At 72.8% G+C, this 24,480-nt stretch carries 21 protein-coding genes; 9 read left to right on the plus strand and 12 right to left on the minus strand.

From position 1 onward, the window contains the following. Positions 1–9: 9 nt before the first annotated feature. From AB0J80_RS03845 to AB0J80_RS03860, 4 genes are all read right to left on the minus strand, one after another. On the minus strand, positions 10–2,685 hold the full coding sequence (locus tag AB0J80_RS03845; RefSeq protein WP_364699989.1) for a hypothetical protein: 2,676 nt from the start codon (positions 2,683–2,685) through the stop codon (positions 10–12). 55 nt (positions 2,686–2,740) lie between these two features. Continuing rightward, complete coding sequence (locus tag AB0J80_RS03850) at positions 2,741–4,783, minus strand: M48 family metalloprotease (RefSeq protein WP_364699991.1); 2,043 nt, start codon at positions 4,781–4,783, stop codon at positions 2,741–2,743. Continuing rightward, entirely contained in the window at positions 4,780–5,229 is a 450-nt protein-coding gene (locus tag AB0J80_RS03855) for a hypothetical protein (protein WP_364699993.1), read from the minus strand. Before AB0J80_RS03855 ends, AB0J80_RS03850 begins: the two co-directional genes overlap by 4 nt. Before the next feature lie 149 nt (positions 5,230–5,378). Continuing rightward, positions 5,379–5,972, minus strand: coding sequence for a LysE/ArgO family amino acid transporter (locus tag AB0J80_RS03860; protein ID WP_364699995.1), 594 nt, complete (start codon positions 5,970–5,972; stop codon positions 5,379–5,381). A gap of 66 nt (positions 5,973–6,038) precedes the next feature. Between AB0J80_RS03860 and AB0J80_RS03865 the strand changes: the two genes are divergently transcribed. Beyond that, entirely contained in the window at positions 6,039–6,896 is an 858-nt protein-coding gene (locus tag AB0J80_RS03865; protein ID WP_364700181.1) for a LysR family transcriptional regulator ArgP, read from the plus strand. Between the two features lie 4 nt (positions 6,897–6,900). On the opposite strand, the gene AB0J80_RS03870 is transcribed toward AB0J80_RS03865, so the two are convergent. Together AB0J80_RS03870 and AB0J80_RS03875 are read right to left on the minus strand one after the other, a co-directional pair. Beyond that, positions 6,901–7,440 carry a TIGR00730 family Rossman fold protein gene (locus AB0J80_RS03870; protein ID WP_364699997.1) on the minus strand — a complete coding sequence of 180 codons (540 nt, stop codon included), beginning with the start codon at positions 7,438–7,440 and terminating at the stop codon, positions 6,901–6,903. Between the two features lies 1 nt (position 7,441). Then, positions 7,442–8,203, minus strand: a complete 762-nt coding sequence (locus AB0J80_RS03875; RefSeq protein ID WP_364699999.1) for a TIGR00730 family Rossman fold protein — start codon at positions 8,201–8,203, stop codon at positions 7,442–7,444. A 198-nt stretch (positions 8,204–8,401) separates the two neighbouring features. On the opposite strand from AB0J80_RS03875, the gene AB0J80_RS03880 reads away from it, so the two are divergent. From AB0J80_RS03880 to AB0J80_RS03900, 5 genes are all read left to right on the plus strand, one after another. Further along, the gene (locus tag AB0J80_RS03880) at positions 8,402–8,557 is read left to right on the plus strand and encodes a hypothetical protein (RefSeq protein ID WP_364700001.1); all 156 of its coding nucleotides are present in this window, start codon (positions 8,402–8,404) and stop codon (positions 8,555–8,557) included. 19 nt (positions 8,558–8,576) lie between these two features. Further along, positions 8,577–9,524: a 2,3,4,5-tetrahydropyridine-2,6-dicarboxylate N-succinyltransferase gene (dapD, locus tag AB0J80_RS03885; RefSeq protein ID WP_364700003.1), complete on the plus strand. Its 948-nt coding sequence runs from the start codon at positions 8,577–8,579 to the stop codon at positions 9,522–9,524. 405 nt (positions 9,525–9,929) lie between these two features. After that, complete coding sequence (locus AB0J80_RS03890; RefSeq protein ID WP_364700005.1) at positions 9,930–10,943, plus strand: LacI family DNA-binding transcriptional regulator; 1,014 nt, start codon at positions 9,930–9,932, stop codon at positions 10,941–10,943. An 83-nt stretch (positions 10,944–11,026) separates the two neighbouring features. After that, entirely contained in the window at positions 11,027–14,782 is a 3,756-nt protein-coding gene (locus AB0J80_RS03895; protein ID WP_364700183.1) for a UvrD-helicase domain-containing protein, read from the plus strand. After that, complete coding sequence (locus AB0J80_RS03900; RefSeq protein ID WP_364700007.1) at positions 14,779–18,240, plus strand: UvrD-helicase domain-containing protein; 3,462 nt, start codon at positions 14,779–14,781, stop codon at positions 18,238–18,240. Before AB0J80_RS03895 ends, AB0J80_RS03900 begins: the two co-directional genes overlap by 4 nt. Before the next feature lie 15 nt (positions 18,241–18,255). Here AB0J80_RS03900 and AB0J80_RS03905 read toward each other — a convergent pair whose 3' ends face one another. Beyond that, entirely contained in the window at positions 18,256–18,663 is a 408-nt protein-coding gene (locus AB0J80_RS03905) for a pilus assembly protein CpaE (protein ID WP_364700009.1), read from the minus strand. A 222-nt stretch (positions 18,664–18,885) separates the two neighbouring features. Here AB0J80_RS03905 and AB0J80_RS03910 point away from each other — a divergent pair, with 222 nt between their 5' ends. Then, positions 18,886–19,089 (plus strand): cold-shock protein, encoded by a 204-nt coding sequence (locus tag AB0J80_RS03910; RefSeq protein ID WP_015625344.1) that lies wholly within the window; start codon positions 18,886–18,888, stop codon positions 19,087–19,089. Between the two features lie 94 nt (positions 19,090–19,183). Here the strand turns inward: AB0J80_RS03910 and AB0J80_RS03915 are convergent, their stop codons facing one another. Next, positions 19,184–19,915: a lysophospholipid acyltransferase family protein gene (locus AB0J80_RS03915; RefSeq protein WP_364700011.1), complete on the minus strand. Its 732-nt coding sequence runs from the start codon at positions 19,913–19,915 to the stop codon at positions 19,184–19,186. A 150-nt stretch (positions 19,916–20,065) separates the two neighbouring features. Here AB0J80_RS03915 and AB0J80_RS03920 point away from each other — a divergent pair, with 150 nt between their 5' ends. Both AB0J80_RS03920 and AB0J80_RS03925 read left to right on the plus strand, forming a co-directional pair. Continuing rightward, positions 20,066–20,251, plus strand: coding sequence for a hypothetical protein (locus tag AB0J80_RS03920; RefSeq protein WP_364700013.1), 186 nt, complete (start codon positions 20,066–20,068; stop codon positions 20,249–20,251). A gap of 233 nt (positions 20,252–20,484) precedes the next feature. Beyond that, complete coding sequence (locus AB0J80_RS03925; protein WP_364700015.1) at positions 20,485–21,195, plus strand: hypothetical protein; 711 nt, start codon at positions 20,485–20,487, stop codon at positions 21,193–21,195. Here the strand turns inward: AB0J80_RS03925 and AB0J80_RS03930 are convergent. The 4 genes from AB0J80_RS03930 to AB0J80_RS03945 form a co-directional block, all read right to left on the minus strand. Further along, positions 21,192–22,088 carry an ABC transporter permease gene (locus AB0J80_RS03930; RefSeq protein ID WP_364700017.1) on the minus strand — a complete coding sequence of 299 codons (897 nt, stop codon included), beginning with the start codon at positions 22,086–22,088 and terminating at the stop codon, positions 21,192–21,194. The two genes, AB0J80_RS03925 and AB0J80_RS03930, sit on opposite strands and share 4 nt — an antisense overlap. Continuing rightward, positions 22,078–22,851 (minus strand): ABC transporter ATP-binding protein, encoded by a 774-nt coding sequence (locus AB0J80_RS03935; RefSeq protein WP_364700019.1) that lies wholly within the window; start codon positions 22,849–22,851, stop codon positions 22,078–22,080. The genes AB0J80_RS03930 and AB0J80_RS03935 overlap by 11 nt, the downstream gene beginning before the upstream one ends. A gap of 63 nt (positions 22,852–22,914) precedes the next feature. Then, positions 22,915–23,970, minus strand: a complete 1,056-nt coding sequence (locus tag AB0J80_RS03940; RefSeq protein WP_364700021.1) for an ABC transporter substrate-binding protein — start codon at positions 23,968–23,970, stop codon at positions 22,915–22,917. A gap of 8 nt (positions 23,971–23,978) precedes the next feature. Continuing rightward, positions 23,979–24,380 (minus strand): Rrf2 family transcriptional regulator, encoded by a 402-nt coding sequence (locus AB0J80_RS03945; protein WP_364700023.1) that lies wholly within the window; start codon positions 24,378–24,380, stop codon positions 23,979–23,981. Positions 24,381–24,480 lie beyond the last annotated feature (100 nt).

Genomic DNA, 24,480 nt, shown 5'->3' on the forward strand with positions numbered 1-24,480 from the left:
CGCAGAGGATCAGCCGGTGACGGTGCCCGTGATCGGTGCGACGCCGCTGCCCTCGTCGAAGTGCAGCTCGACGACCTCGGCGCCCTCGCTCACGCTGTCGGCGACCGTGGGCACCGACAGTTCGGCGCTCGTCTTTCCGGCGGGGATGTCGGCGCCCACGGACAGCCACGTCTTCGACAGCGGCCGCGACGGCTCCGGCTCCTCGAAGGCGTGCTCCCGGAACCACTGCGGGTCCACGTCCGTGCTCGACAGCTCCGTGCCGGTGGCCGGCGCCGCCGCGGTGGACCAGTAGAAGAGGTCGGTCTCGGCCGGGGCGGACAGCTTGATCTGCCAGCGCAGCGTGCCGCCCTCGGCCACCTCGGCCGCGACCGGGGCGACGGTGACGGTGGGCGCCGGGTCGTCGTTGCGGATCTCCACGCCGCCCTGGTAGTCACCGATCACCAGGCCGCGCTCGGCCTTGGCGAGCAGCATCTTGCCCTCGTTCTCGCCGTACAGGGTGTCGCCCTTGACCTGGACCGGCACCCGGAGCGTGCGGTCACCCGGCCGGACGGTCGCCACCCACGACGTGCTCTTGTACGTGGCCGAGTCGACCAGGAACAGCCGCACCTTGCCGCCGCCGCGCCCGGTCACCTTCACCGGGATCGTGTACGTCTTCGTGCCCGAGTTGCCCTCGTCGACCGCGAGGCTGCCGATGTCGATGCGCGGCAGCGAGGTCTCCCGCGGATCCGGCGTGCCGGCGGTCCAGCCCCAGGCGTCGATCAGCCACGCGTGGCCGTTCGCGGTGCGCGGTGTGAGCTCCAGCTTCGCCACCTTGCCGGAGAAGCGGCCGAGCGGCACCCGCACCTCCCGGGCCCAGTACGACGTGGTGTTCGCGCTGCCCGGCAGGCCGTCGACCCGCACGTCGCCCAGCGCGGTACGCCGGCCGTGTGTGTCGATCACCGCGACGCCGAAGCGGGTCCCGGTGGTGTTCGGCGGCACCATGAGCCGCAGCGCGAGGGCCTTCGACCCGGCGAGCGACACCGCGCGCGACTGCTTCAGGGTGACCGGCCGGCCCGCCGCCGACCAGGTCAGCTCGGCGGCGTACCGGCCGGGCTCGGGCACGACGCCCATGGACACGAAGTGGGCCGAGCGGGTGGACCAGTCCTCCGGGTTCAGGCAGGCGTTCGCCTCGTTGCTGACCTGCGCGCAGATCCGGCCACCGCCCGCGACGGAGACGGACGTGTCCGGGATCAGCGCCGGGGTCCGCCGGCCGCCGAGCGCGTGGCTGAGCACGCGGGCCGGGTCGGCGGAGGGAGCGCGGACGCCGGTGCCGTCGAGCAGAGGGCGTACCCGGTCGTCACGACCCACGAACAGCCGCGCGGCCGCCGCGATGTACGTGGCACCCACCTTCTGCTCCTGGGCGGCGGTGAGCCGCGTCGGCTTGCCGGGGGAGCAGACCGCGTCCGGCTCCTCGCTCTGGAAGTCGTCCCACGCCGGCGCCGCCGCCTGCCCGGGGGTCCACTCGGTGTTGAAGAAGTTGTGGTTGGCGCCGACCACGTACAGGGCGCTGTGCAGGGCCTTGCCCCGGCTGACCCCGCGCGTCTCGTCGATGAAGATCTGGCCCTGCAGGTCGGAGACGTCACCGTCGCAGCCCGGCAGGATCGTCGCCGACGGCACGTCCGGCACCGGGTTGTGCCCGAAGATGGTCGGACCGATCAGCAGCAGGCCGCGGATCGTCCAGCGGTTCCTGCCGTGGTAGCCGTCCTGGGCGGCCGGCGGCGGCGTGAGGGTGTCCATGGCGGCGCGGCTCACGCCCTCGCCGCCGCGGGAGTGGCCCATGAGGAACACCTTGGACAGGTCGGCCCGGGGCGCGCTGCGAACGATCGCCGGGGCACCCGACCGGGCGCTGCCCGCCCATGCCGCCCACTTGGCGAGGTGCTGGCGTACCAGCGAGGAGCGTGCCTGGGCGCCACCGTCCTCGGCCGCGTAGTCCTGGCCGTTGATGCCGTTGGCCGAGATGGAGACGGTGACGTAGCCCTGCGAGGCCAGCAGCTCCTGGGCCTGCAGGTAGCCGCGGTAGCTCGGGATCGGCTTGGTGCCGGGAGGACACGGCCACTCCTGCGGCGCGTTGTCGTCGGCGCCGTTGTAGCAGATCGAGTGGCGGCCGTGCAGGAAGAGCGCGAGCGGGCGCTTGCCGGGCGCGTTCTTCGGCGCCACGACCACGGCCTGCATCTCGACCTTCTGCGGGAAGTCCGGGAGCTTCACGCCGGCGAGGGCGTACTCGCCGCGGACCGTCCGGTAGGGACCCTTGACGCCCGGGTCGACGGTGTGTGCCGCCTGCGGGCTGTAGGCGGGCGCCTGCGCCGCCGCCTGCCGGCGAGCCGGGGGCGCGGCCTGGTCCAGGCGCTTGCCGCCGGCGCGCACCTGCAGGGAGTCGAGGCTGCGGACCTCGTCGAGGTCGAGCTTGAACGTCTTCTGGTCCTTCTGGGGCCGCGGCCTGCCGAGCAGCTTGCCGCCGGCCCAGAACTCGACGGCGGCGTCGCCCATGGGCACCCGCTCGCCCGCCCGCCAGGTGAGCTGTCCGCCCTCGACGGACCAGCCACCGGGCAAGCCGGCGGACGCGGGCGGCGGTGCGGCGAACGCCTGCCCGCCCGCTCCGACTACCACGGCCGCGGCGAGCGCGGCCGACACGAGAATTCTGCGCATGCGCCCGTGTTTAGTCGACGCGTGCAAATTGCTCGATGGATCTCGAATCTGTGCGTCAGAGGGTGAAGGTCAGGTGACCGGCGCCGGTCACCAGACTCGCGGTCAGAACCGCCGACGCGACGGCGGCCGCCATCGGTACGAGCAGCGTCGTTCGCGGCCCGCGCGGTGGTACGAGGACCGACACCGCCGCCAGAACGACGAGGGCGGTGGCCGTCAGCGCCACTGTGGTCTGTGCGAACTCCCACGCCGCCGGACCCGGGTGGTCCCACGCCGGCAGCGAGCGCAGCCACAGGGCCGCACCGGCGAGGATCGCTGCGGCCGGGGCCCCGCGCAGGACGTCCATCAGCCCGCCGATGCCGCGTACGAGGCCGATCGCCAGCGCCACTGCCACCCCTGCTGCCGCGGCGGACCACATGTCGAGCAGCGGCCCCGCCTGTGGCACGTCCGCCTCGATCGATGCGGTCATCAGCCGGCGGACGACGAAAGCGGCCGCGGCGGCGGCGAGCGCGCTGCCGAGCACCAGCGGTACGGGGAGGGCCTCACGCCGCCGGTGCCAGGCCACCGCGCTGCCGCAGAGCAGCGCCAGGGACAGCGTGCCGGTCCAGGGCGTCGCCCTGGTGAGCAGCAGGTAGTCGCCGGGGTCGGTGTAGTTGCCCAGCACCGCGCTGAGCGGTCCCATCCAGAGGGCGAGCCCGAACAGGACCGTGTTGATCACGACGGACATGACCGGGGCGGGTTGCCACGCCCGGGCGAGCATGGCGCTGCAGGCGCAGGCTCCGGCGACGGCCACCGAGATCGGCAGCAGCGACCACCAGGTCCCGTAGGGCGCGAGGGTGACTCCCGTGGTCCCCACGCCGGCCATCAAGCCGACCGGCAGGCTCACCGTCAGGGCGGCCAGCGGGCCGTACAGGCCGTGCCACCAAGAGGCGTCGTCCGCCGCTCGGCGCCAGACGGCCTGCCCCCACGTCGTGGCGACGAGCAGGCCGGCGGCGAGGGCGGCGATCGCATGAACGTAACCGGCGAGCGGTGTGGCCACCAGGCCCGGGGACGCCACATCGCGGACGGCGGCGAGCACGACGCCCGCCAGCAGTCCGGCCGCGACGTCGTCGACGATGTCGAGCCGGGTCAGGGTCTCCGGTCGGGCTAGGACGTCCTTGCGGCGTTCCGGGCTCGGGTGTGAGGCGGTCAACCGGCGCCGGAGACCCGACGACGCCGTTCCCCGCGACAGCAGCCGGGTCAGGCCCGCCGTGCTCCCGCCGGCGGCGGCGCGGAGATCCGCCTCGTGCTCCCGGAGCCGGCCGATCTTCGCTGCGAGGACGTAGGCGACGGTGAGCAGCGCGGCGACGCGTACGCCGTACTCGAGCCAGAAGCTGCGCCCGAACGTGTGCACCAGCGTCCGGTCCGCTTCGGCGAGACACCGCACGGCCAGCCACGTCGGCGGGAGCAGGGCCACCGCCGGTAGCGCCCAGCGGATGCCGCGGCTGAGCCAGACGAGCCCGACGTCCCCGGCGGTGACGTGGGCGTGCTCGTGCCGCAGGACGGCCTCGAGCTCCGCGTCCGGCAGCCGGCGCATCCCGGCCGGCAGCACGATCCGGGTCTTCCGCTGGTGCCGCACGGTGAACGGCTCGGTGAGACCCGGCGGGCCCAGCACCACCTGCGCCGAGCGTCGGCCGGCGACCCGCCGCATCATCTCCTCCCAGGCGGGAAGCGGTGGCCGCACCGCGCCGAGGCGCTGCATCATCACTGCGGGCAGCAGCCGGGACAGGACGAGACCGGCCACCAGCACGAGGGCGCCGCCGGCGACCGCCATCAGCGCCTGCTGGTGCTGGCTCCCCGCGGCGCAGTCGATGGCCCACTCGGAGCGGGCCAGCTGCCCGGCATCGTCGAGCGGCTCAGGGAAACGCAGTGTGGCTGACTGGAAACATGCGCTCACCGCACGTCCCCACGCCGGGCCGAAGACGTCGTTGAAGATGAGAATGCCGGCGAACGTGCCGGTGAGCACGAGTACGACCAGGAGCAGGACGTATTGGCCGCGGCTGGGAGAGAGCGGGCGGTGCGAGCGGGCGGGGGTGACTGCGGTGGCTGCGGGCGTCGTCAACGTTCGCCGCCGCTGCGCAGCCGCAGGGCGCCGATCACCCCCTCGGCGATCCGCTCGGCCTCCTCGGGCGAGAGCACGTCGCGCAGCCGGCCGACCAGCAGGTCGAACACCTCGCGCTCCTGGGCGGCGTCGAGCGGGGCCGGCCGGGGCGGGGCGATGTCGGCCCGCGAGATGAGGGCGGCGAGCCTGGACTTCGTCCGATCGGTGAGCGCGTCGGTGGCGCGCTCGGTGACCCGCGTGGCGGCGGCCCCGGACAGGAACGTCAGCGCCGTCACGAGGTGGTCGGCCAGCGGGAGCAGGTCGACGCCGATGCCGACCGGTGGCCGGGGCCGGTGGCGTCCTCCGCCGTGGTGGCGGTCCCAGGCGGCGTCGAACTCGTCGGCTTCCTCCGGGTAGGACAGTTCGAGCGCGGTGCGTCCCAGGTCGGCAAGGGCGGCTGACTCCATGCCGGTCACGCTAGCCACGCCGGGGGTCCACGAACGGCTGACGAAATGCATCGCCGCCGCGCGGACCGCCCTCGACCTGCGCATCGGCGGGCCGGCCGCCGGTGCGTCCGAAATCCGACGACCGGCGGGATTCACCCCCGCGCGTGACGTCAGGCGAGCAGAGCGACCGCGAGGCCCGCCATGACGGCGGCGATCAGGCCGTCGAGGATCCGCCAGGCGACGGGCTTGTTCAGTACGGGGGCAAGCTTGCGCGCGCCGAGCCCCAGGGCCGCGAACCACACGCCGCTGGCCGCCGCCGCGCCCACGCCGAACAGCCACTGGTGGGCGTACTGCTGCGCCAGCGAGCCGAGCAGCAGCACGGTGTCCAGGTAGACGTGCGGGTTGAGGTAGGTCAGGGCGAGGCAGGTCAGCAGGGTGGCCCGCAGGGTCGCCGGGGCGCGGTCGGCGGGGGAGAGGGCGGTGGGCCGGATCGCGCGCTTGGCGGCCAGGAGGGCGTACCCGAGCAGGAAGACGGCCCCGGACCAGCGGATCGCCGTGAGCACGGCGGGGTGGCCGGCCACGACGGCGCCGAGGCCGGCGATGCCGGCGGCGATCAGCAGCAGGTCGGAGATCGCACAGGTGAGGACGACGGGTACGACGTGCTCACGGCGCAGCCCCTGGCGCAGCACGAACGCGTTCTGCGCGCCGATGGCGACGATGAGCACGACGGAGGCCGCGAAGCCCGCGAGGGCGGAGGTGAGCACGTCCTCGACGGTAGGGCCAGGGAATGGTGTAATCCAGCTAATGATTCTTCAGGAACATAAGGAAATCTGATGTACGCCGTGCAGCTGGCCACCTTCCAGGCGGTGATCGAGGAGGGCAGCTTCGACGCGGCGGCCCGGGTGCTGCACGTGACGCCCTCCGCGGTGAGCCAGCGCATCAAAGCCCTGGAGCAGACGGTCGGACAGGTGCTCGTACGCCGCGCCAAGCCGGCCGAGCCCACCGAGGCGGGGCAGGCACTGGTACGCCTCGCCGGTCAGGTCGCCCTGCTCGAACGCGAGGCGCTGGACGCGGCGCGCGGTGCGCTGGGGGGCGGTGGGCGTACCCGGATAGCGGTGGTCGTCAACGCCGACTCCCTGCACACCTGGTTCCTGGCGGCGCTGGCCGCGGTCCCGCCGGAGCTGGCGTTGAGCTTCGACGTGCACCAGGACGACCAGGACCACACCGCGGAGCTGCTGCGCGCCGGTACGGCCATGGCCGCTGTCACCGCCCAGCACACCGCCGTCCAGGGCTGCCGCGTCGAACAGCTCGGCGCGATGCGGTACCTGGCGGCCGCGGCGCCCGGCACCTTCGAGGACTTCGCGACCACGCCGATGATCGTGCTGAACCGCAAGGACCGGCTCCAGCACCGCTTCCTGGCCTCGCTGTCCCGGCGCCGCTTCGACCCGCCCATCCACTACGTTCCCGCAACGGCCGCGTTCGTGGAGGCGATCCGGCTCGGGCTCGGCTGGGGGCTGGTGCCGGAGCAGATCGCGCGGGCGGACATCGCGGCCGGCCGGCTCGCCGACCTGACCCCGGGGCGGCACCTCGACGTGCCGCTGTACTGGCAGTTCTGGCGCATGGAGTCCACAGTGCTCGCGGCCCTGACCACAGCGGTCAAGGCCGCGGCCGCCGAGGCCCTCCGGTGATCCGTCAGGCCCGTTCGATGTGGTCGAGGGCGGCGTCGATGGAGGTGACCAGCGTGACCTGGGCCAGGGCCGGGCGGCGGACGAACGCCGTCTCGGTGATCTCACCGAGCCAGGTCCACAGGCCGCTGTAGAAGCCGTCCGGGTCCAGCACCACGATCGGCTTGCGGTGCAGGTCCAGCGTCGCCGTCGTCCAGACCTCGAAGAGCTCGTCGAGGGTGCCCAGGCCGCCGGGCAGGATCACGAAGGCGTCCGAGCGCTCGATCATGATGTTCTTGCGGGCGCCCATGTCGGTGGTGACGACCAGCTCGTCCGAGGCGGTGTCGGCGACTTCGAGATCCACGAGGGACTGCGGGATGACGCCGAGGGTGTGCGCCCCCGAGGCGCGGGCTCCCTCCGCGACCGCGCCCATCATGCCGACGCGGCCGCCGCCCGAGACGAGGGAGTGCCCGCGCGGGCCGAGTGCCTTGCCGAAGGCGGTGGCCAGATCGAGGTGCTTGGCGTCGAGGTGGACGGAGGAGGCGCAGAAGACGCAGACGGCCGCCACGTCACCGCTTCCCGTTCTCGGCGTTCACGATGATCTGGACGGCCTCTTCCACGTCGTCGGTGAGCATGATCAGGTCCATGTCGTCCGGGCCCACCTTGCCGTCCGCGAGCAGCCGCTGCTTGATCCAGTCGAGCAGGCCGCTCCAGTACTCGATGCCCATGAGGATCACCGGGAAGCGGGTCACCTTGCGGGTCTGCACCAGCGTGATCGCCTCGAAGAGCTCGTCGAGCGTGCCGAAGCCGCCGGGCAGGACGACGAACGCCTGCGCGTACTTGACGAACATGGTCTTGCGCACGAAGAAGTAGCGGAAGTCGATGCCGATGTCGACCCAGTCGTTGAGCCCCTGCTCGAAGGGCAGCTCGATGCCCAGGCCCACGGACATGCCGCCGGCCTCGGTCGCGCCCCGGTTGGCCGCCTCCATCACGCCGGGACCGCCCCCGGTGATCACGGCGTAGCCGGCCTCGGCCAGAGCCGCGCCGAGCTGCGCGGCCATCTCGCACTCGGGGCTCTCCGGGCTGCTGCGGGCCGAGCCGAAGACGCTCACCGCGGGCGGCAGGTCGGCCAGGGTGTCGAAGCCCTCGACGAACTCGGAGAGGATGCGCAGCGCCCGCCAGGCGTCCTTGGTCTTCCACTCCCCGCGATGGTGCGAATCGAGCAGCTTCTCGTCCGCGGTGCTCGGCGGGATCGACTCACGCCGCAGCGTGACGGCGCCGCGATGACGCTCCCGGGGTACGCGGCTGCGGCCGTTGCTGCTGTCCGTCATGGCATCCACGGTAGTGCGGACGGTCCGTAACCGGTGAATAACCGGTTGGGTTTCGCCAAGAGGATTGCGGCCTCGCGGCCTTTTTGCCAGATTGAAGCAACGGACGGTAGCTCCGCGACGTCTGTACAGTTACCGACCCGCGCACGGCAGGCACGGCGTCCGGCTCCGGCCGGGCATCTCGGCGAAGGAGCCACCGTGATGACCCGTTACGAGCGAATGAAGATGCAGCGCCGCATGCAGCGGCGGATCCGCCTGGTGGTCGAGGAACGCCGGATGGCCCTCGCCCTGCCGCCGCCCGATCCCGCCCTCGAGCCGGAGACCACCGTCGAGATCCCGCGGCCGGCCCAGGCCTGAGACCCGATAGGGTCGCGTCGTGAGTAGCGCGATCTCGACCTCGGCCGCCTGGGGCATCGGCCTCGCCACCGTCACCGCCGACGGGACGGTGCTCGACACCTGGTATCCCGCCGGCTTCCTGGGCCTGGGCGAGCTGCCCGCCGAGCCCCCGACCCTGCCCGCCGGCCTCGTCGGCCCCAAGGCCCTGGCCGGCCTCTCCACCGTCGAGGTGCGCACCGAGGTGACCTCGCTCGCCGAGCCGATCAAGGACTCCTCGGACGCGTACCTGCGGTTGCACCTGCTGTCGCACCGCCTGGTGAAGCCCAACGAGCAGAATCTCGACGGCATCTTCGGCATGCTCGCCAACGTCGCGTGGACCTCGGCCGGCCCCTGCCCGCCGGACCGCGTGGACGAGCTGCGCCTCATCGAGCGCGCCGCCGGCCGGCACCTCAGCGTGTACGGCGTGGACAAGTTCCCCCGGATGACCGACTACGTGGTGCCCTCCGGCGTTCGCATCGCCGACGCCGACCGCGTCCGGCTCGGCGCGCACCTGGCCAGCGGCACGACGGTGATGCACGAGGGCTTCTGCAACTTCAACGCCGGCACGCTCGGCACCTCCATGGTCGAGGGCCGCATCGTGCAGGGCGTCGTCGTCGGCGACAGCTCCGACGTCGGCGCCGGCTCCTCGATCATGGGTACGCTCTCCGGCGGCGGCAAGGACAAGGTGTCGATCGGCGAGCGCAGCCTGCTCGGGGCGAACGCGGGCATCGGCATCTCCCTCGGCGACGACTGTGTGGTGGAGGCGGGCTGCTACATCACCGCCGGGTCGAAGCTGACCCTGCCGGACGGCCGGGTGGTCAAGGCGCGGGAGCTGTCCGGCGTGAACGGCCTGCTTTTCTGGCGCAACTCGGTCACCGGTGCGCTGGAGGCCCGGCCTCGCAAGGGCACCGGCATCGAGTTGAACGCCGCACTGCACGCCAACGACTGATCCCCTGGTGTCACGCCGGGGGCAGGTGTCCGCCCGTCCCCGGCGTGACCGGGCGCCTCGGCAGCCCGCCGGGCGACGCGGCGGCGCGCTCTCACCGGACGCGCGCGCCGCTGGTGCTCCTCGCGGCTTCGACGCTGCCGAGGCAGGTCCGGCGGTGCCCGTCGTCGCGGGCCACGGCGGCCCGCGGCGACGAGATCTGGGCCTCGAGGCCCTGCCGAACCGGTGCGATTGCGGGCTGCCGGCCCGGCAGGGGGTCTCGAGGGGTGGCGCTAGATGGGTTTAGCATGACCCTTCCCCCTGGGCGGCGGGACGTCAAGACCCATCGATGTGTCACCGCACTGTCACGTTTTGCGAAAGGCGCGGATCGGCCGCGGGCCACTCGACGCGGCGTGGAAGACTCTGCTCATGCCCCTGCAACGGGCGACCCTGCTACAGGTCGCACAGCGGGCCGGCGTGTCCCGCAGTACGGCGTCGTTCGTCCTCGCCGGACGCCACCTGGACATGCGGATCTCGGAGGAAGCCCGGCAACGAGTCCTCCGGGCAGCCCAGGAGCTGGACTACCGGCCCAACCTCATGGCCCGCAGCCTGCGCACGAAGGTCACCAAGACCATCGCGCTGGTCTCCGACACGCTCGCGTCCGACCCGTACGCCGGCCGTGCGATCCACGGCAGCCTCGCCGCGGCGGTCGCTCACGGCCACCTCCTCTTCATCGGCGAGACCGAGGGCGACACGGTGGTCGAGGACAAGCTCATCTCCGACTTCCTCGACCGGCAGGTCGACGCCTTCGTGTACGCGAGCATGTTCACCCGCTACGTCCGGGTGCCCAAACAGCTCAAGGGCAGGCCGGTCGTCCTGCTCAACTGCCTCACCCGGGCGGCCAAGCCGGCGTACCACTGCGTCATCCCGGACGAGGTCGCCGCCGGCTGGAGCGCCGCCACGACCCTCATCGGGGCCGGCCACCGCGACGGCATCCACCTCGTCGGCAACTCCGCCCACCACGTCTTCGCCGGCCGCGAACGCCTCGCCGGCATCCGCGAGGGCTTCGCCGCCCACGGCATCAAGCTCGCCGGCACCATCGAGTGCGACTGGTGGCCCGAGCCCGCGTACGAGGCGGTCCGGCAGGCGCTAGCCGGCGGCCTCGCCCCGAAGGCGCTGATCTGCTTCAACGACCGGGTGGCGCTGGGGGCGTACCAGGCGCTGCGCGAGGCGGGCCGCGAGATCCCGGACGACGTGGCGGTGCTGTCCTTCGACGACTCCGACCTGGCCGCCTGGCTCCGGCCGCAGCTCACCAGCATCTCCCTCCCGCACTACCAGCTCGGCTGGAAGGCGGTCGAACTGCTGCTCGGCTCCCCGCAGGACCCGGCGGTGCACCGCGTCCCCATGCCGGTCCGGCTGCGTGCCTCGGTGGGAAAGCCCTGAAGCCGATCTTGTCGTAGGTGCGTGGTCTCATAGGTGCCGTGACCTCGACTCCCGCGGCGGTACGCCGGCCCGCCTACCGGCTGGTGCGCCGCCCCGCACCCGCCGCGGCCGCGCTGCGTGAGGACGCGCTGCAGCAGTACGTAGTGAGGCACACCGATGGCCCGTTACTCGTCGTAGGCGGCCCCGGCACCGGAAAGACCACGATCCTCGTCGAGGCGGTCGCCGCCCGGATCGCCTCCGGAGTGGGCCCCGAGCAGATCCTGGTGCTCACCTTCGGCCGCCGGGGCTCCACCGCGCTGCGCGACCGCATCGAGGCGCGGATCTCCGGCCCGACGTTCCACGAGCCGCTGGTGCGGACCTTCCACGCGTACGCGTTCGGCCTCCTGCGACGAGCCGCCGCCGAACGCGGCGAGCCGTCCCCCCGGCTCCTGACCGGCCCGGAACAGGACCTCATCATCCGCGAGCTGCTCGCGGTCGTCGGCGACGAGGACGCACCCGACACCATCGGCTGGCCGGAGGCCCTGCGCCCGGCACTGCCGACCCGCGCCTTCGCGCAGCAGCTCCGCGACCTCATGCAACGAGCCGCCGAACGCGGCGTCGGCCCGGTCGAGCTCGCCCGCCTGGGAGAACGCCTCGGCCGCGACGACTGGCCGGCCGCCGCCCGCTTCCTCCGCGAGTACGTCGCGGTCCTCGCGCTCCGCGACGTGACCACCCGAGGCTCGACCGCCTACGACCCGGCCGAACTCGTCCGCGCGGCGTCCGGCCTCCTCCGCGACGACCCCGAGCTGCTCGAGGCGGAGCGCCGGCGGCTGCAGTACGTCTACGTCGACGAACTGGCCGACACGGACCCGGCCCAGATCGAGCTGCTGTCGCTGGTCGCCGGGGGCGGTAAGCCGCTGGTGGCGTTCGGCGACCCGGACTCGTCCATCTACGGCTTCCGCGGCGCGGACCCGGAGGCGGTGAGCGCCTTCCCGACCCGGTTCCGCACGGCGTCCGGCGCGCTCGCCGAGACGATCACCCTGCACACGAGCTACCGCGCGGAGCCGGCACTGCTCACGTCGACAAGCCGGGTGGCCCGCCGGATGCGCGGCCGCGCCGGCCACCGAGCTCTGCACACCCCGCACCCCGGCCCCGCTTCGAGCGGTTCTTCATCCGCCTCCTTGGCGCTCGGCGGTCCTTCACCCGCCTCCCCGGCGCCCGCGGGTGCGGTGGTGCGCACGTTCCGGTCGGCGACCAGTGAAACGGCGTTCGTCGCCCACGCGCTGCGCGAAGCCCATTTGCTGCATGGCGTGCCGTGGTCGCGCATGGCCGTGGTGCTGCGCTCGACGAGCCTCCAACTGCCGTCGCTGCAGCGGGGGCTGTCTGCGGCGGGGGTGCCGACCGTCACCCACGCCGAGGATCTCCCGCTGCACCTGCAGCCCGCCGTCGCGCCGTTCCTGCTGCTCCTGCGGTGCGCACTCGAGCCCTCGGCGCTCGACGAGGAGGCCACGGTCGCGCTGCTGCACTCGCCGCTGGGCGGTGCGGACCCGCTGGCCGAACGGCGGCTGCGGCAAGGTCTGCGCGCGCTCGCGCTGGCGGCCGGTGACCGACGGCCCTCCGGCGAGCTGCTCGTCGACGCGATCCGCGACCCCGCCGGCCTCGACATGGTGGAACGCCGCTGGGCGGTGCCGGCCCAGAACGTCGCCCGGCTCCTCGCCGTGGCCCGCGAGTCCGCCGCCGCGCCGGGCGCCAGCGCCGAGCAGGTGCTGTGGTCCGTCTGGCACGCCAGCGGCCTCGCCGAACGCTGGTACGCCCTGAGCACCCGCGGCGCCCCCGTCGAGCCCGGCGGCGAAGGAGGCCGGGCGCGCCAGTGGCGGGCCGAGGCAGCCGACCGCGACCTGGACGCCATGGTCGTACTCTTCGACGCGGCGGCCCGGTTCGTGGACCGCCTGCCCGGCGCCCGCACCGAGGTGTTCCTCGACCACGTCCTGGGCCAGGACCTGCCCGCCGACTCCATCGCCCCGTCCGCCGACCGCGGCGAGGCCGTCCGCCTGCTCACCGCCCACGCCGCCAAGGGCCTGGAATGGGACGTGGTGGTGCTGGCCGGCGTGCAGGAGGGCATCTGGCCGGACCTGCGCCTGCGCGGCAGCCTCCTCGGCTCGGAACGGCTGGTCGACTTCCTGGCCGGCCGAGCCGCATCAGGCCCGGCCGCGGTGGTGGGCCAGACCTCGGCCCTGCTCGACGAGGAACGCCGGCTGTTCTACGTGGCGACGACCCGCGCCCGCCGGCGCCTGATCGTGACGGCGGTCGCGTCGGCGAGCGTGGGCGGCTCCGACGGCGAGGAGCAGCCGAGCCGCTTCCTCGCCGAGCTCGCCCTGCCCGACCGCCGCGGCGGCGATGACCCGCCCCCAGCTCCGGACCCGGACGACCCGGGCCCGACCGACCCTCGCCCTGGCTCCGGCCCGGCAAACCCCGGCCCCACCGATCCCAGCATCGGCTCCGGTCCCGGCCCGGCCGGCTCCGAACCCGGCCCGGCCGGCTCCGAACCCGGCCCGGCCGGCTCCGAACCCGGCCCGGCCGGCTCCGAACCCGGCCCGAGCGATTCCGACCCCGGGCCGGGCTTCACCGACTCCGGTTCGACGAACCCGGGTTCGGCCGACGCCGGAACTCCGGACGTCGAGCGCAATGGTGCCGGGTCGGCCCGCGCCGAGCGCCCCACTGCCGAGCCCGCCGAGCGCCCCACTGCCGAGCCCGCCGAGCGCCTCACCGACGGGCCCGCCGACGTTGAGCCCGACCGTGCCGAGTCCCTCGGTGCCCCCGCGGATCCGGGGCTCCCGCCGGCCGGAGTCGAGCTCGAGGTGCCGATAGGACGCCCGCCCCGGGCGCTGACCCTGTCCGCGCTGGTCGCTGAGCTGCGTACCGCTGTCATCGCGCCGGATGCCACGCCTGCCCGGCGGCATGCCGCCGCGGCCGAGCTGGCGCGACTCGCCCAGGCCGGTGTCCCGGGCGCCCACCCCGACGAGTGGTGGGGGCTGCGGGCGCTCTCCGACGACCGGCCGCTGGTCGACGAGGGCGAACCGGTCAAGGTCACCCCGTCGGCGATGGAGAGCGCCCTGCGGTGCAGCCTGCGGTGGCTGCTCGAACGGCACGGCGGCGCCGCGCCGGCCGGGCCCGCTCAGGGGGTCGGGAACCTCGTGCACGCCGCCGCCATGCTCGCCGAGGATGCGAATGCCGACCGGGAGCGGCTCGTCGAGTACGTGTCCGCGCGCTTCGATGCGATCGAGCTGGCGGCGCGCTGGCTGGCCGGGCCGGAGCAGGAGCGTGCCCAGGGCATGGTCGACAAGCTGCTGCGCTGGCTGGCGCGGAATCCGCGGCGGCTGCTGGCGATCGAGCACGAGTTCACCGTCCGGCTCGACGACCCGAACCGGCCGATCCAGCTCACCGGGCGGGTGGACCGGCTCGAGGTCGACGAGCAGGGGCGCCTCGTGGTCATCGACCTGAAGACCGGTAAGACCACCGCGGTCACGGCCGGTGAGGTGGAGGAGCACGCGCAGCTCGCCGGGTACCAGGCCGCGGTGGACGCCGGTGCCTTCGATGCGCTCAGTGAGGGCGCGGAGAGCGGCGGGGCGGCCCTGGTCCAGCTCGGGCCCACCAAGGAGGCGCGGGAGCAGATGCAGGTGCCGCTCGCCGAGGCCGAGGACCCGAACTGGGCGTACGCGATGGTCCGCCGCACCGCCGACACCATGGCCGCCGCCACCTTCTCCGCGGTCGCCAACTCGAAGTGTCGGGTCTGTCCCGTGCGGACCAGCTGCCCGATCAGCGGCCAGGGCCGCCAGGTCGTCGAGCCGGGACCGGCATGACCCAGCCGAGCCTTTTCGCGGACGCGGCGCCCCGGCCGCGCCGGCGGGCCGACGCCGGGCCTCGTTACACCCCGGTCGAGCTCGCCAAGCTGCTGCGGTTGCACGCGCCCACCCCGGAGCAGGCCGCGATCATCGCGGCGCCGGTCGAGCCGGTCCTGGTCGTGGCGGGTGCCGGGTCCGGGAAGACCGAGACGATGGCCTCCCGGGTGGTCTGGCTGGTCGCCAACGGGTACGCGCACCCCGACGAGATCCTGGGCCTCACGTTCACCCGCAAGGCCGCCGGCGAGCTCGCCCATCGGGTACGCACCCGCCTCGGCCAGCTGATCCGGCGGCTCGGGCAGCAGGACGCCCTGGCCGGTGAGCCCACCGTCGCCACCTACCACTCGTACGCGGCCCGCATCGTCACCGAGCACGGGCTGCGGGCCGGCTATGAGCCCTCCGCACGCCTGCTCACCGAGGCCGCGCGGTGGCAGATCGTGGACTCGCTCGTGCGCTCGTACACGGGGGAGATGACCGGCCTGAACCGCGCGCCGGGCACGGTGACCGACGACGTGCTCGCGCTCTCCGGCGAGCTCGCCGAGCATCTGGTGACGCCCGACGACCTGGCCGCCTGGACCGGCCGGTTCTTCGCCGACGTGCAGTCGCTGCCCGGCCGGGTCTACAAGGACGTCACCGACATGCTGCTGCGGCAGCGTCAGCGGCTCACCCTGCTGCCCCTGGTCCGCCTCTACGACCAGCGCAAACTCGACCTGGAGGCGATGGACTTCGGGGACCAGCTGGCCCGTGCGGCGCTCGTCGCCCGCGACCATCCCGAGGTCGGCGAGATCGAACGCGGGCGCTACAAGATCGTGCTGCTGGACGAGTACCAGGACACCAGCCACGCGCAGGTCGTGCTCCTCAATGCGCTGTTCGGCGGGGGCCATCCGGTGACCGCGGTCGGTGACCCGTGCCAGTCGATCTACGGCTGGCGCGGCGCTTCGGCGGGCACGCTGGACCGGTTCCCCAGCGAGTTCACCGGGCCGGGCGGGCGCGAGGCGTGGGTGCTCAACCTCACCCGCAGCTGGCGCAACCGGCCGGAGATCCTCCAGGTCGCCAACGCCCTGTCGCGGCCGCTGCGCGCCGCCGGCGCCCGCGTCGCCGAGCTGATTCCGGCTCAGCGGGTGGCTGATCGGGTCGGCGGGCGTACGGTGGCCTGCGCTCTGCTGAACACGTACGCGGAGGAAGCCGACTGGATCGCCGACTCGATGCTGGCGGCGTGGCGGTCGGCGGCCCGGCTGCCGGAGGCGCTCCCCGGCGACATTCCGTTGGAGAAGCGGCCGACCAGCGCGGTGCTGGTGAGGGTCCGCAGCCAGATCCCGGCGATCGAGGAGGCGCTGCGCTCCCGGGGCCTGCCGGTCGAGGTGGTCGGCCTGGGCGGTCTGCTCGACACCCCGGAGGTACGCGACGTCGTCTGCACGCTGCGGGTCCTCGCCGACCCGACCGACGGCGCGGCGCTGCTGCGGCTGCTCACGGGTGCCCGGTGGCGGATCGGGCCCCGGGATCTCGTGGCCCTGCACCGCCGTGCCCGCGCGATCGCCGCGGCCCGGGTCGCCGGCACCACCGGTGACGAGGATCCGCAACAGGTCGTCGGGGACAAGCTGGACGACGCCACGCTCGTCGAGGCGATGGCGGATCTCGGGGCGCCGCAGCAGTTCTCGCAGGAGGGCTATGCGCGGCTGCGGGCGTACAGCAGGGAGCTGGCGGAGCTGAGGCACCGCCTGGACCAACCGCTGCCGGACCTGGTCGCGGACATCGAACGCACCATCGGCCTCGACGTGGAGGTGGCCGTCCGCGGCTGGGGCGCGGGCGACGCGGGCCTGGCCCGCGGCCACCTCGACGCGCTCGGCGACGTCGCAGCCCGGTACGCGGGCGACACCGACGGCGGCACCATCGCCGGCTTCCTGGCGTTCCTCGCCGCGGCCGAGGAGGAGGAACGCGGGCTCGCGCCCGGCCAGGTCGACGTCATCGAGGGCGCGGTCCAGATCCTGACCGCCCACGCGGCCAAGGGCCTGGAGTGGGACGTGGTCTCCGTGGCAGGACTCACCAAGAACGTCTGGCCGGGTGTCACCAGGGGCTCGGACAACTACCTGGGCGGCATCGGCGTGCTGCCCTTCCCGCTGCGCGGCGACGCCGCCGGCCTGCCGGAGCTGGACATCGCCGAGGCCGTGGACCAGAAGGACGTCGCCGCTGCCCTGACGGCGTTCGGCCGGGCCTGGCGCGACCACGACGAGCGGGAGGAACGCCGGCTGGCCTATGTGGCGGTGACCCGGCCGCGGCGGCTCCTGCTGGCATCGGGCTACTGGTGGGGCGACGGCGTGAAGCGGCCGCGCGGCCCGTCGGTCTTCCTCGACGAGATCCGGGCGTCCTGCGAGGACGGCGCCGGGGTGGTCGAGCACTGGACACCGGAGCCACCGGGCGACGCGGCCAACCCGTCGGCGGAGCTGGTGGCGTCGGCGGAGTGGCCGTCGGACCCGCTGGGCGCCCGCCGCCCGGCGATGGCCGCCGCGGCGGACCTGATCCGGCGCATGATCGCGGCGCCGACCCCGGAGGACGCGCTGGCGTTCGCCGAGCTGGCGGAGGCCGACGAGGAGATCGGGGCGCGCGCCGGGCTGGCGGCCGAGCTCGCCGGCCTGCCCGACGAGGGATCGGTACCCGAGCCGAGCCGGCACTCGGCGCGAGCGGCAGACGCCGCCGCCTCCGCGGCTTCTGCGGAGGACGATCCGGACATTCTTCGCTGGCGGCGGGAGGCGACGCTGTTGCTGGCCGAGCGCGAGGAGCGCGCCCGCCGCGACGGCCCGCTCGAGGTCGCCCTGCCCCCGCACCTCTCGGTGTCCCAGCTCGTCGTCCTCCGCCGCGACCCGCAGCTGCTCGCCCGGTCCCTGCGCCGCCCGCTGCCGCACCGCCCGGCCCCCTACGCCCGCCGCGGAACCGCCTTCCACGCCTGGCTCGAGCAGCGTTACGGCTCGGTGCGCCTCCTCGACGTCGACGAGCTCCCCGGAGCGGCGGACGACGACGCGGCAGCCGACGAGGAGCTGGCGGCGCTGCAGGAGGCGTTCCTGGCCGGCGAGTGGGCCGACCGCACGCCGATCGAGGTGGAGGTCCCGTTCGCCACCACCGTGGCCGGCGTGGTGATCCGGGGACGGATGGACGCGGTCTTCGCCGAGCCCGGCGACCGCTACGACGTGATCGACTGGAAGACCGGCCGCCGTCCCACCGCCGCCGACGCGGCCGCGGCGACGGTCCAGCTCGCCGCCTACCGCCTGGCGTGGGCGACGCTGGCCCAGGTGCCGGTGTCCCGGGTGCGGGCCGGCTTCCACTACGTCCGCGACGGGGTCACCGTACGTCCGGCCGACCTGCTCGACGCCGACGGGCTGGCCGCCCTCATCACCGACCTCCCCGAGTCCGACCCCGCAGCGTGAGCCCTGCGGCGTGTCTCACAGGCCGGCGGCGGCCAGCAGGTGCAGCAGGGCGGCCGCATACCCCTCCTCCGGGGTGGCCGCGGTGAACGTACGGTCCTCACCCAGCAGGGTGACGTCCACGTCATAGCCGGCGCCGGTCCGGCGCAGCGCCCGGAACGTGCCGCCCAGCAGCTCCCGCAGCTGGTCCTCCCGCGGAAGCCACAACGCCTCCTCGAACTCGATGTCGTCGAGCGCCCACTCCGTGGTGCCGTTGAAGCCGATCACCTGCCCGTCCGGCACCCGGTAGACCTCGATCGTCATGGTGCTCAGCACGAAGACGTCCTCGTCGAGGTCCCGGCCGGGAATGGCGAAGCGGTCGCCCGGCCCCGGCTTCCAGACCAGGCCGGCGTCCTTGAGCCGCTGTGCCACTTGTACGCCGATCATCGCCACCCCTCCGGCTCCGTGTTAAGCTCCCAGCGTTGTCAGTTTGGTTCCCAAGTACTCAGGAGCGCCTGTGGGGAAGTCTGCCCCAGGCGCTCTTTGTCGTAACCCGGGTTTCTCCGGTACGGGCGATCAGTACGGCGACACGAGTCCCGGAAAAACGGGTCTTACCACCTCGCTCCCGTCCATAATGGTCGGGAGCGATCGACCGTCGAGGAGACGATCATGGTTACCGGCGTTGTGAAGTGGTTCAACGCGGACAAGGGCTTCGGGTTCATCACCCCGGACGACGGCGGCGCCGACGTCTTCGCCCACTTCTCCGCTATCCAGACCTCCGGCTACCGCAGCCTGGACGAGAACCAGCGGGTGGAGTTCGAGGTCACCCAGGGCCAGAAGGGCCCGCAGGCGGCCAACATCCGCCCGCTCTGATCGCAGCTTCGCGCTGACATTCCGGCGCCGGGCCCCACGGGGTCCGGCGCCGTAATGCATTCCCGGGGCCGGTCGAGCCGGGCCGGGGAAGGTGTCAGGTCTCCTGGCGGGCCGGGTCGCCGATGTCCTCGGGGCGCGGCGCCGTGCCGCCCATGTGAGCGGGCAGCCACCAGCGGTCGTCCGGGCCGGACGGCTGCACGGGATACGCCGCCTGCGCCGCGTCCAGCAGCTTGGTCAGCCGCCGGTGCAGCTCCGTCGTCAGGCTCTCCGTCGTCTCGCCCTCGGTGGCCGCGATCGGCTCGCCGATCGTGATGACCACCGGCACGTGCCGCTTGGTCAGGTCTTTCTTGCGGCCCTTGGTCCAGAGCCGGTGCGGGCCCCAGACCGCCATCGGGATCAACGGTACGGCCGCAGCCCGCGCCAGCCGCGCCGCGCCCGACTTCAGCGCCTTCACCGTGAACGACTCGCTGATCGTGGCCTCCGGGAAGACGCCGATGACCTCGCCCTTCTTGAGAGCCGTCTCCGCCTCGTGGAACGCCGCGTTGCCGGCCTTGCGGTCCACGGGGATGTGGCGCATGCCGCGCATCAGCGGGCCGCTCACCTTGTGGTCGAAGACCGACTTCTTCGCCATGAACCGGACCAGGCGCTTCGCCGGCTGGGCGCCGAGGCCGCAGAAGATGAAATCGAGATAGCTGACGTGGTTGCTCGCCAGAACCGCCCCGCCGGTCGCTGGGATGTGGTGTGCGCCGTCGACCTGGATCTGCAGATCCAGGACCCGGAACATGGTCTTGGCCAGACCGATGACCGGGGGATACACGATTTCCATTCGGTTACGGTACCGGCGTTCCCTGAAATCTTCCTGGCTGGGATGCAACCCGTCCGGGTTCCGCTGCGTCTTAAGGGTGACTGCGCCGAGCCGCTCCCTGGTCCAGGCTGAGAAGGCCGAGGGGGAACGGCACTGCCTGGGAGGCCTTGCATGAACACCGTGTCCGGACGTCGCGAGCTCGCGATCGTGTTCGCGCTGGCAGTGCTCGGTCTGGCTCTGGTGCTCGCGGTGGCGTTCACCCCCTGGTATGCCGCGGTCAGCTACGGCGACGCCGGCCCGTCGGTGGTCGAGACGATCCCGCCGGCCGCCGAGGCGGGTGTGGCCCTGGTGCGGTGACCGCCACGTCGGGCGGTCACCCGCGAGGCGCCCCCGTGGTGTTCACTGGAGTGATGTCCGAGGGCACGCAGACTTCCATCGCCGCCTGGTCGCGGCCGGGTGGTCCGTGGGCTTCGGGGATTGTGACTGCTCCGGGCGTACCCCCGGTGGTGCCGCCGCCCGACGAGCCGCCGGGGCCGCCTCGGGATGAGGGACCACGACGGCGCCGGCGGCAGATGGTGATCTTTGCCGGCGTGGCCGGGGCGATCCTGGCGATCGGTCTGACGATCATCCTGATCGTGGCGCTCACCTCGGACGGCGACCCGTTCGGGAGCAAGGCCTCCGGGCCGAGTGAGGTCCGGCCGCCGCTGGCCCAGATGTGCCCGGCACCGACCGTGCCGCCGAGTGCGGGGCCGACCGCGAAGCCGCAGCGGGTGCCGCCCGCGACGGGGGAGCGGACCACCGACACCGAGGCCGGCATCTCCTACCGCAAGTACGGTGCTCCCTGGGTCCCGTGGGACACGGTGTGGCGGGCGGGCACGCTCGAGGTGCCCTACAAGGTCGGGCAGCACTTCGTCACCGAGGAGTACAGCGGCGGCTCGTACCATGCCTCGATCCTGTCGGCCGCGGTGCCGGCGGCGGACAACGATGCGGTGACGCTCAACCTGGAGTGCGTCGGCCGGCAGGTGGCCGCCGACGTGCGCGCCGAGTATTACCCGCAGCCGAACCGGCTGGAGCCGCTGCGGGACGAGATGACGACGCTGGGCGGGCGGCCGGCGTGGCTCAGCGAGTTCCGGCTGCACTTCCAGGCGCCGGGGCTGACCGCCACGGACGAGCTCTCGGCCGTGGCGATCATCGACGTCGGCAAGCCGACCGCCGCGGTGCTGTACGTGTCGATCCCCGGCACCCACAAGCAGTTCGACTACGTGGTCGAGGACGTCCTGAAGTCGGTGCGTCCACTCTAGGAGCCGGTCAGGCCCCAGCGCTTGCGCAAGGCGTTGTCGGCCGCGTTGAAGAGCACGTCGATGAGCAGACCGATCGCCAGCACCACGATGATGAAGCAGATGACCAGGCTGGACTCGTTGAGGTCGCGGGCCTGCTGCATCCGTACGCCGATCGACAAGGCCCCCGGGACGATCACCAGGAGCTCGCCCGCCATGAGGCTGCGCCAGGAGAACGCCCAGCCCTGCTTCAGGCCGGAGATGAAGGAGGGCAGGGAGGCGGGCAGGATCAGGTGGCGGTACTTGGCGAAGCCCGTCATGCCGAGGACCTGCCCGACCCGCAGCCAGGTGCGCGGGACGTAGTCGATGCCGCTGATCAGGCCGTTGGCGACCGAGGGTGCGGCCCCGATGACGACCACGAACAAGATCGCGCTCTCGCTGATCTGGAAGAGCAGGATGGCGAGCGGGAACCACATGATCGACGGCATGGTCTGCAGGCCGGTGATGAGCGAGCCGATCGCGGCGCGCAGCGGGGCGAAGCGGGAGACCGCCGCGCCGACGACCGTGCCGATGGCGACCGCCAGGGCGAAGCCGGTCAGTGCGCGGGTCATGGTCAGGCGCACACCGTCCCAGAAGTCGAGCGTGCTGATCACGTCACCGAGGTCCTGGAAGACCGTGGCCGGGCCCGGGAGCACGTAGGCCGGCTTCCACTCGGCCCACACCACGAGCTGCCAGGCGAGGAGCACGATCGCGATCGCGAGCAGCTTCGGCCACGCGCTGCGCCAGATCCGTACGCCCAGCGACGGCCGGTCGCTCTTGCCGCCCAGCTCGAGCGCGTCGAGGCCGGTGACCCGGTCGGCCGCGCGGTCGGAGTCGGTCCGCGGGTCGGGGATCTGGGTCGGGATTTCAGCCTGCATGACGGGCGACCTCCGCGCGGAGCCGGTCGGTGATCTCGGCGGCCTGCCCGGCCACCTCGGGGGAGTCGATGCGCCGGGGCCGCTCGTGGCTCACCCGGAAGTCCTCGATGACCCGGCCGGGGCGGCTGCTCAGCAGGATGACGCGGTCACCGAGGCGGACGGCCTCGCGCACGTTGTGGGTGACGAACAGAACCGTCAGCTCCTGCTCGCGCCAGATCCGCTCCAGCTCGTCGTGGAGGATGTCGCGGGTCATCGCGTCGAGGGCGCCGAACGGCTCGTCCATCAGGAGGACGTCGGCGTCCTGGGCGAGGGCGCGGGCCAGGGCGACGCGCTGACGCATGCCACCGGAGAGCTCGTGCGGGCGCTTGTGACCGAAGCCCTTGAGGCGGACGACCTCGAGCAGCTCCTCGGCGCGGCGCTTGCGTTCGGTCTTGCCGACGCCGCGCAGCCGCATGGGCAGCTCGACGTTGCCGGCCACGGACAGCCACGGGAAGAGCGCCGCCTCCTGGAACATCAGGGAGACGTGCCGCCCGCCGATGTCGAGGGTGCCGCCGCTGATCCGGTCGAGGCCGGCCACCAGCGAGAGCAGGGTGCTCTTGCCGCAGCCGGAGGCGCCCAGCAGACACACGAACTCGCCCTTGCGCACGGTCAGCGAGACCTTGTCGAGGGCGAGGAGGGCGTTGCCGCCGGAGCCGTACTGCTTGGAGACGTGGTCGAGGCGTACGACCTCGGTTCTGAGATCGGTGGCTTCCGCGATGCTCATGGTTGTTCTCCGCAGGTGAGTGCCGGCCGGGCCCGCGGGGTGCGGGTCCGGCCGGCGGGGCGATCAGGAGGCGGCGGCGTCGCTGACCCCGGGCTGTCCGTCGGCCTTGAGCAGCTCGTTGAGCGGTCCGAGGTCGTAGATGCCCTTGAGGTCGACCGGCTTGAGCAGGCCGACGTCCTCGGCGTGCTTGGCGCTGGTGTACAGCGACGAGGCGATCGGGTCGTTGGTGAAGGTCAGGTTCTTGAACGCGGCGGCGAGGATCTCGTCCTTGAGCGGCTTGCCGGACAGCGCGGCGATCTGCTCGTTGGCGGCCTTCTGGGCGCCGGCGTTGTCGGTCGCGATGTACTTCTCGGCGGCGATGTGGCCCTGGAGCAGCTTCTTGACCGTGTCCGGGTGCTCCTTGAGGAACTCCTGCTTGACGATCAGGTGGGTGGTGACGAACTGCCCGTTGGGCCAGAGGTCCTTCTCGTTGACCAGGATCTTGCCCTTGGACTCGAGCACCATCTTGCTCAGGTTCGGCTCGGGCACCCACGCGCCGTCGATCGCACCCTGGGCGAAGGCCTGCACGGCCGTCGCGTTGTCCTGCGGCAGCACCGAGACGTCGCCGCCGCCCTGCTGGTCGGCGTTGAGGTTGTTCTGCTTCAGCCAGGCGCGCAGCGCCACGTCCTGGGTGTTGCCCAGCTGCGGCGTCGCGATCTTCTTGCCCTTGAGGTCGGCGGGGCTGTTGATGCCCTGCTTCACCACCAGGCCGGCACCGCCGGAGGTGCTGCCCGCGATGATCTTCAGCGCGGTGCCCTTGGAGGTCGCCCATCCGTTGATGGCCGGGTTCGGGCCGATGTACGTGGCGTCGATCGCGCCGGAGAACAGCGCCTCGATCGCGGCCGGGCCGGCGTTGAAGGTCTTCGCCTCGAGCTTGGTGTCGCCCAGCGCCTGCTGGAACAGGCCGTTCTTGACGCCGACCAGCGCCGGCGCGTGGGTGATGTTCGGGAAGTAGCCGAGCCGGAGGGTCTTCGCCTCGCCACCCGCGGCGGCGTCATCGCCACCACAGGCGGTCAGCGTCGTCGCGGACACGAGGGCAGCAGCGGCAATGGCGAGCGCACGGAGAGTGCGGGATTTCATGATCACTCCTAGGCGGAGACGGTGAGTTGAGCAAGGGTGCGGTGGTTCACGACGCCCTCGATGGCCTCCTCCACGGCGAGCCAGACGTCCTTGAGGCCGGTCGCGACCCCGTGGTACGTCGTGGTCGTCGTGGGCAGGCCACGAACGGTGGTCAGCGCTCCGCCGACGGCCCGGACGACGTCCCCGACCGTGATGTTCTCGGCCGGCCGGGCCAGGGCGTACCCGCCGTCGACGCCGCGGTGGCTGTGCAGCAGCCCCGCGCGACGCAGGTCGAGCAGGATGCCCTGGAGGAAGCTCAGCGGGATGTCCTGGGCCGCGGCCAGGCCGGCCGCCTTGACCAGGTGGGGGTGATCGGCGGCGATCGCCAGCATGGCCCGGACGGCGTAGTCGGTGCGTGCCGAGACGTACACGGAAATGTCCTCTCGGTCCGGCGGAGCGCAAACTCTGGTTTCTCTATCTGATGGATGGGAATACTGGATCAGGTCGGATTACTGCGTCAACCCCGAACCG

It is taken from the genome of Actinoplanes sp. NPDC049548, from assembly GCF_040676695.1.
Classification (GTDB): domain Bacteria; phylum Actinomycetota; class Actinomycetes; order Mycobacteriales; family Micromonosporaceae; genus Actinoplanes.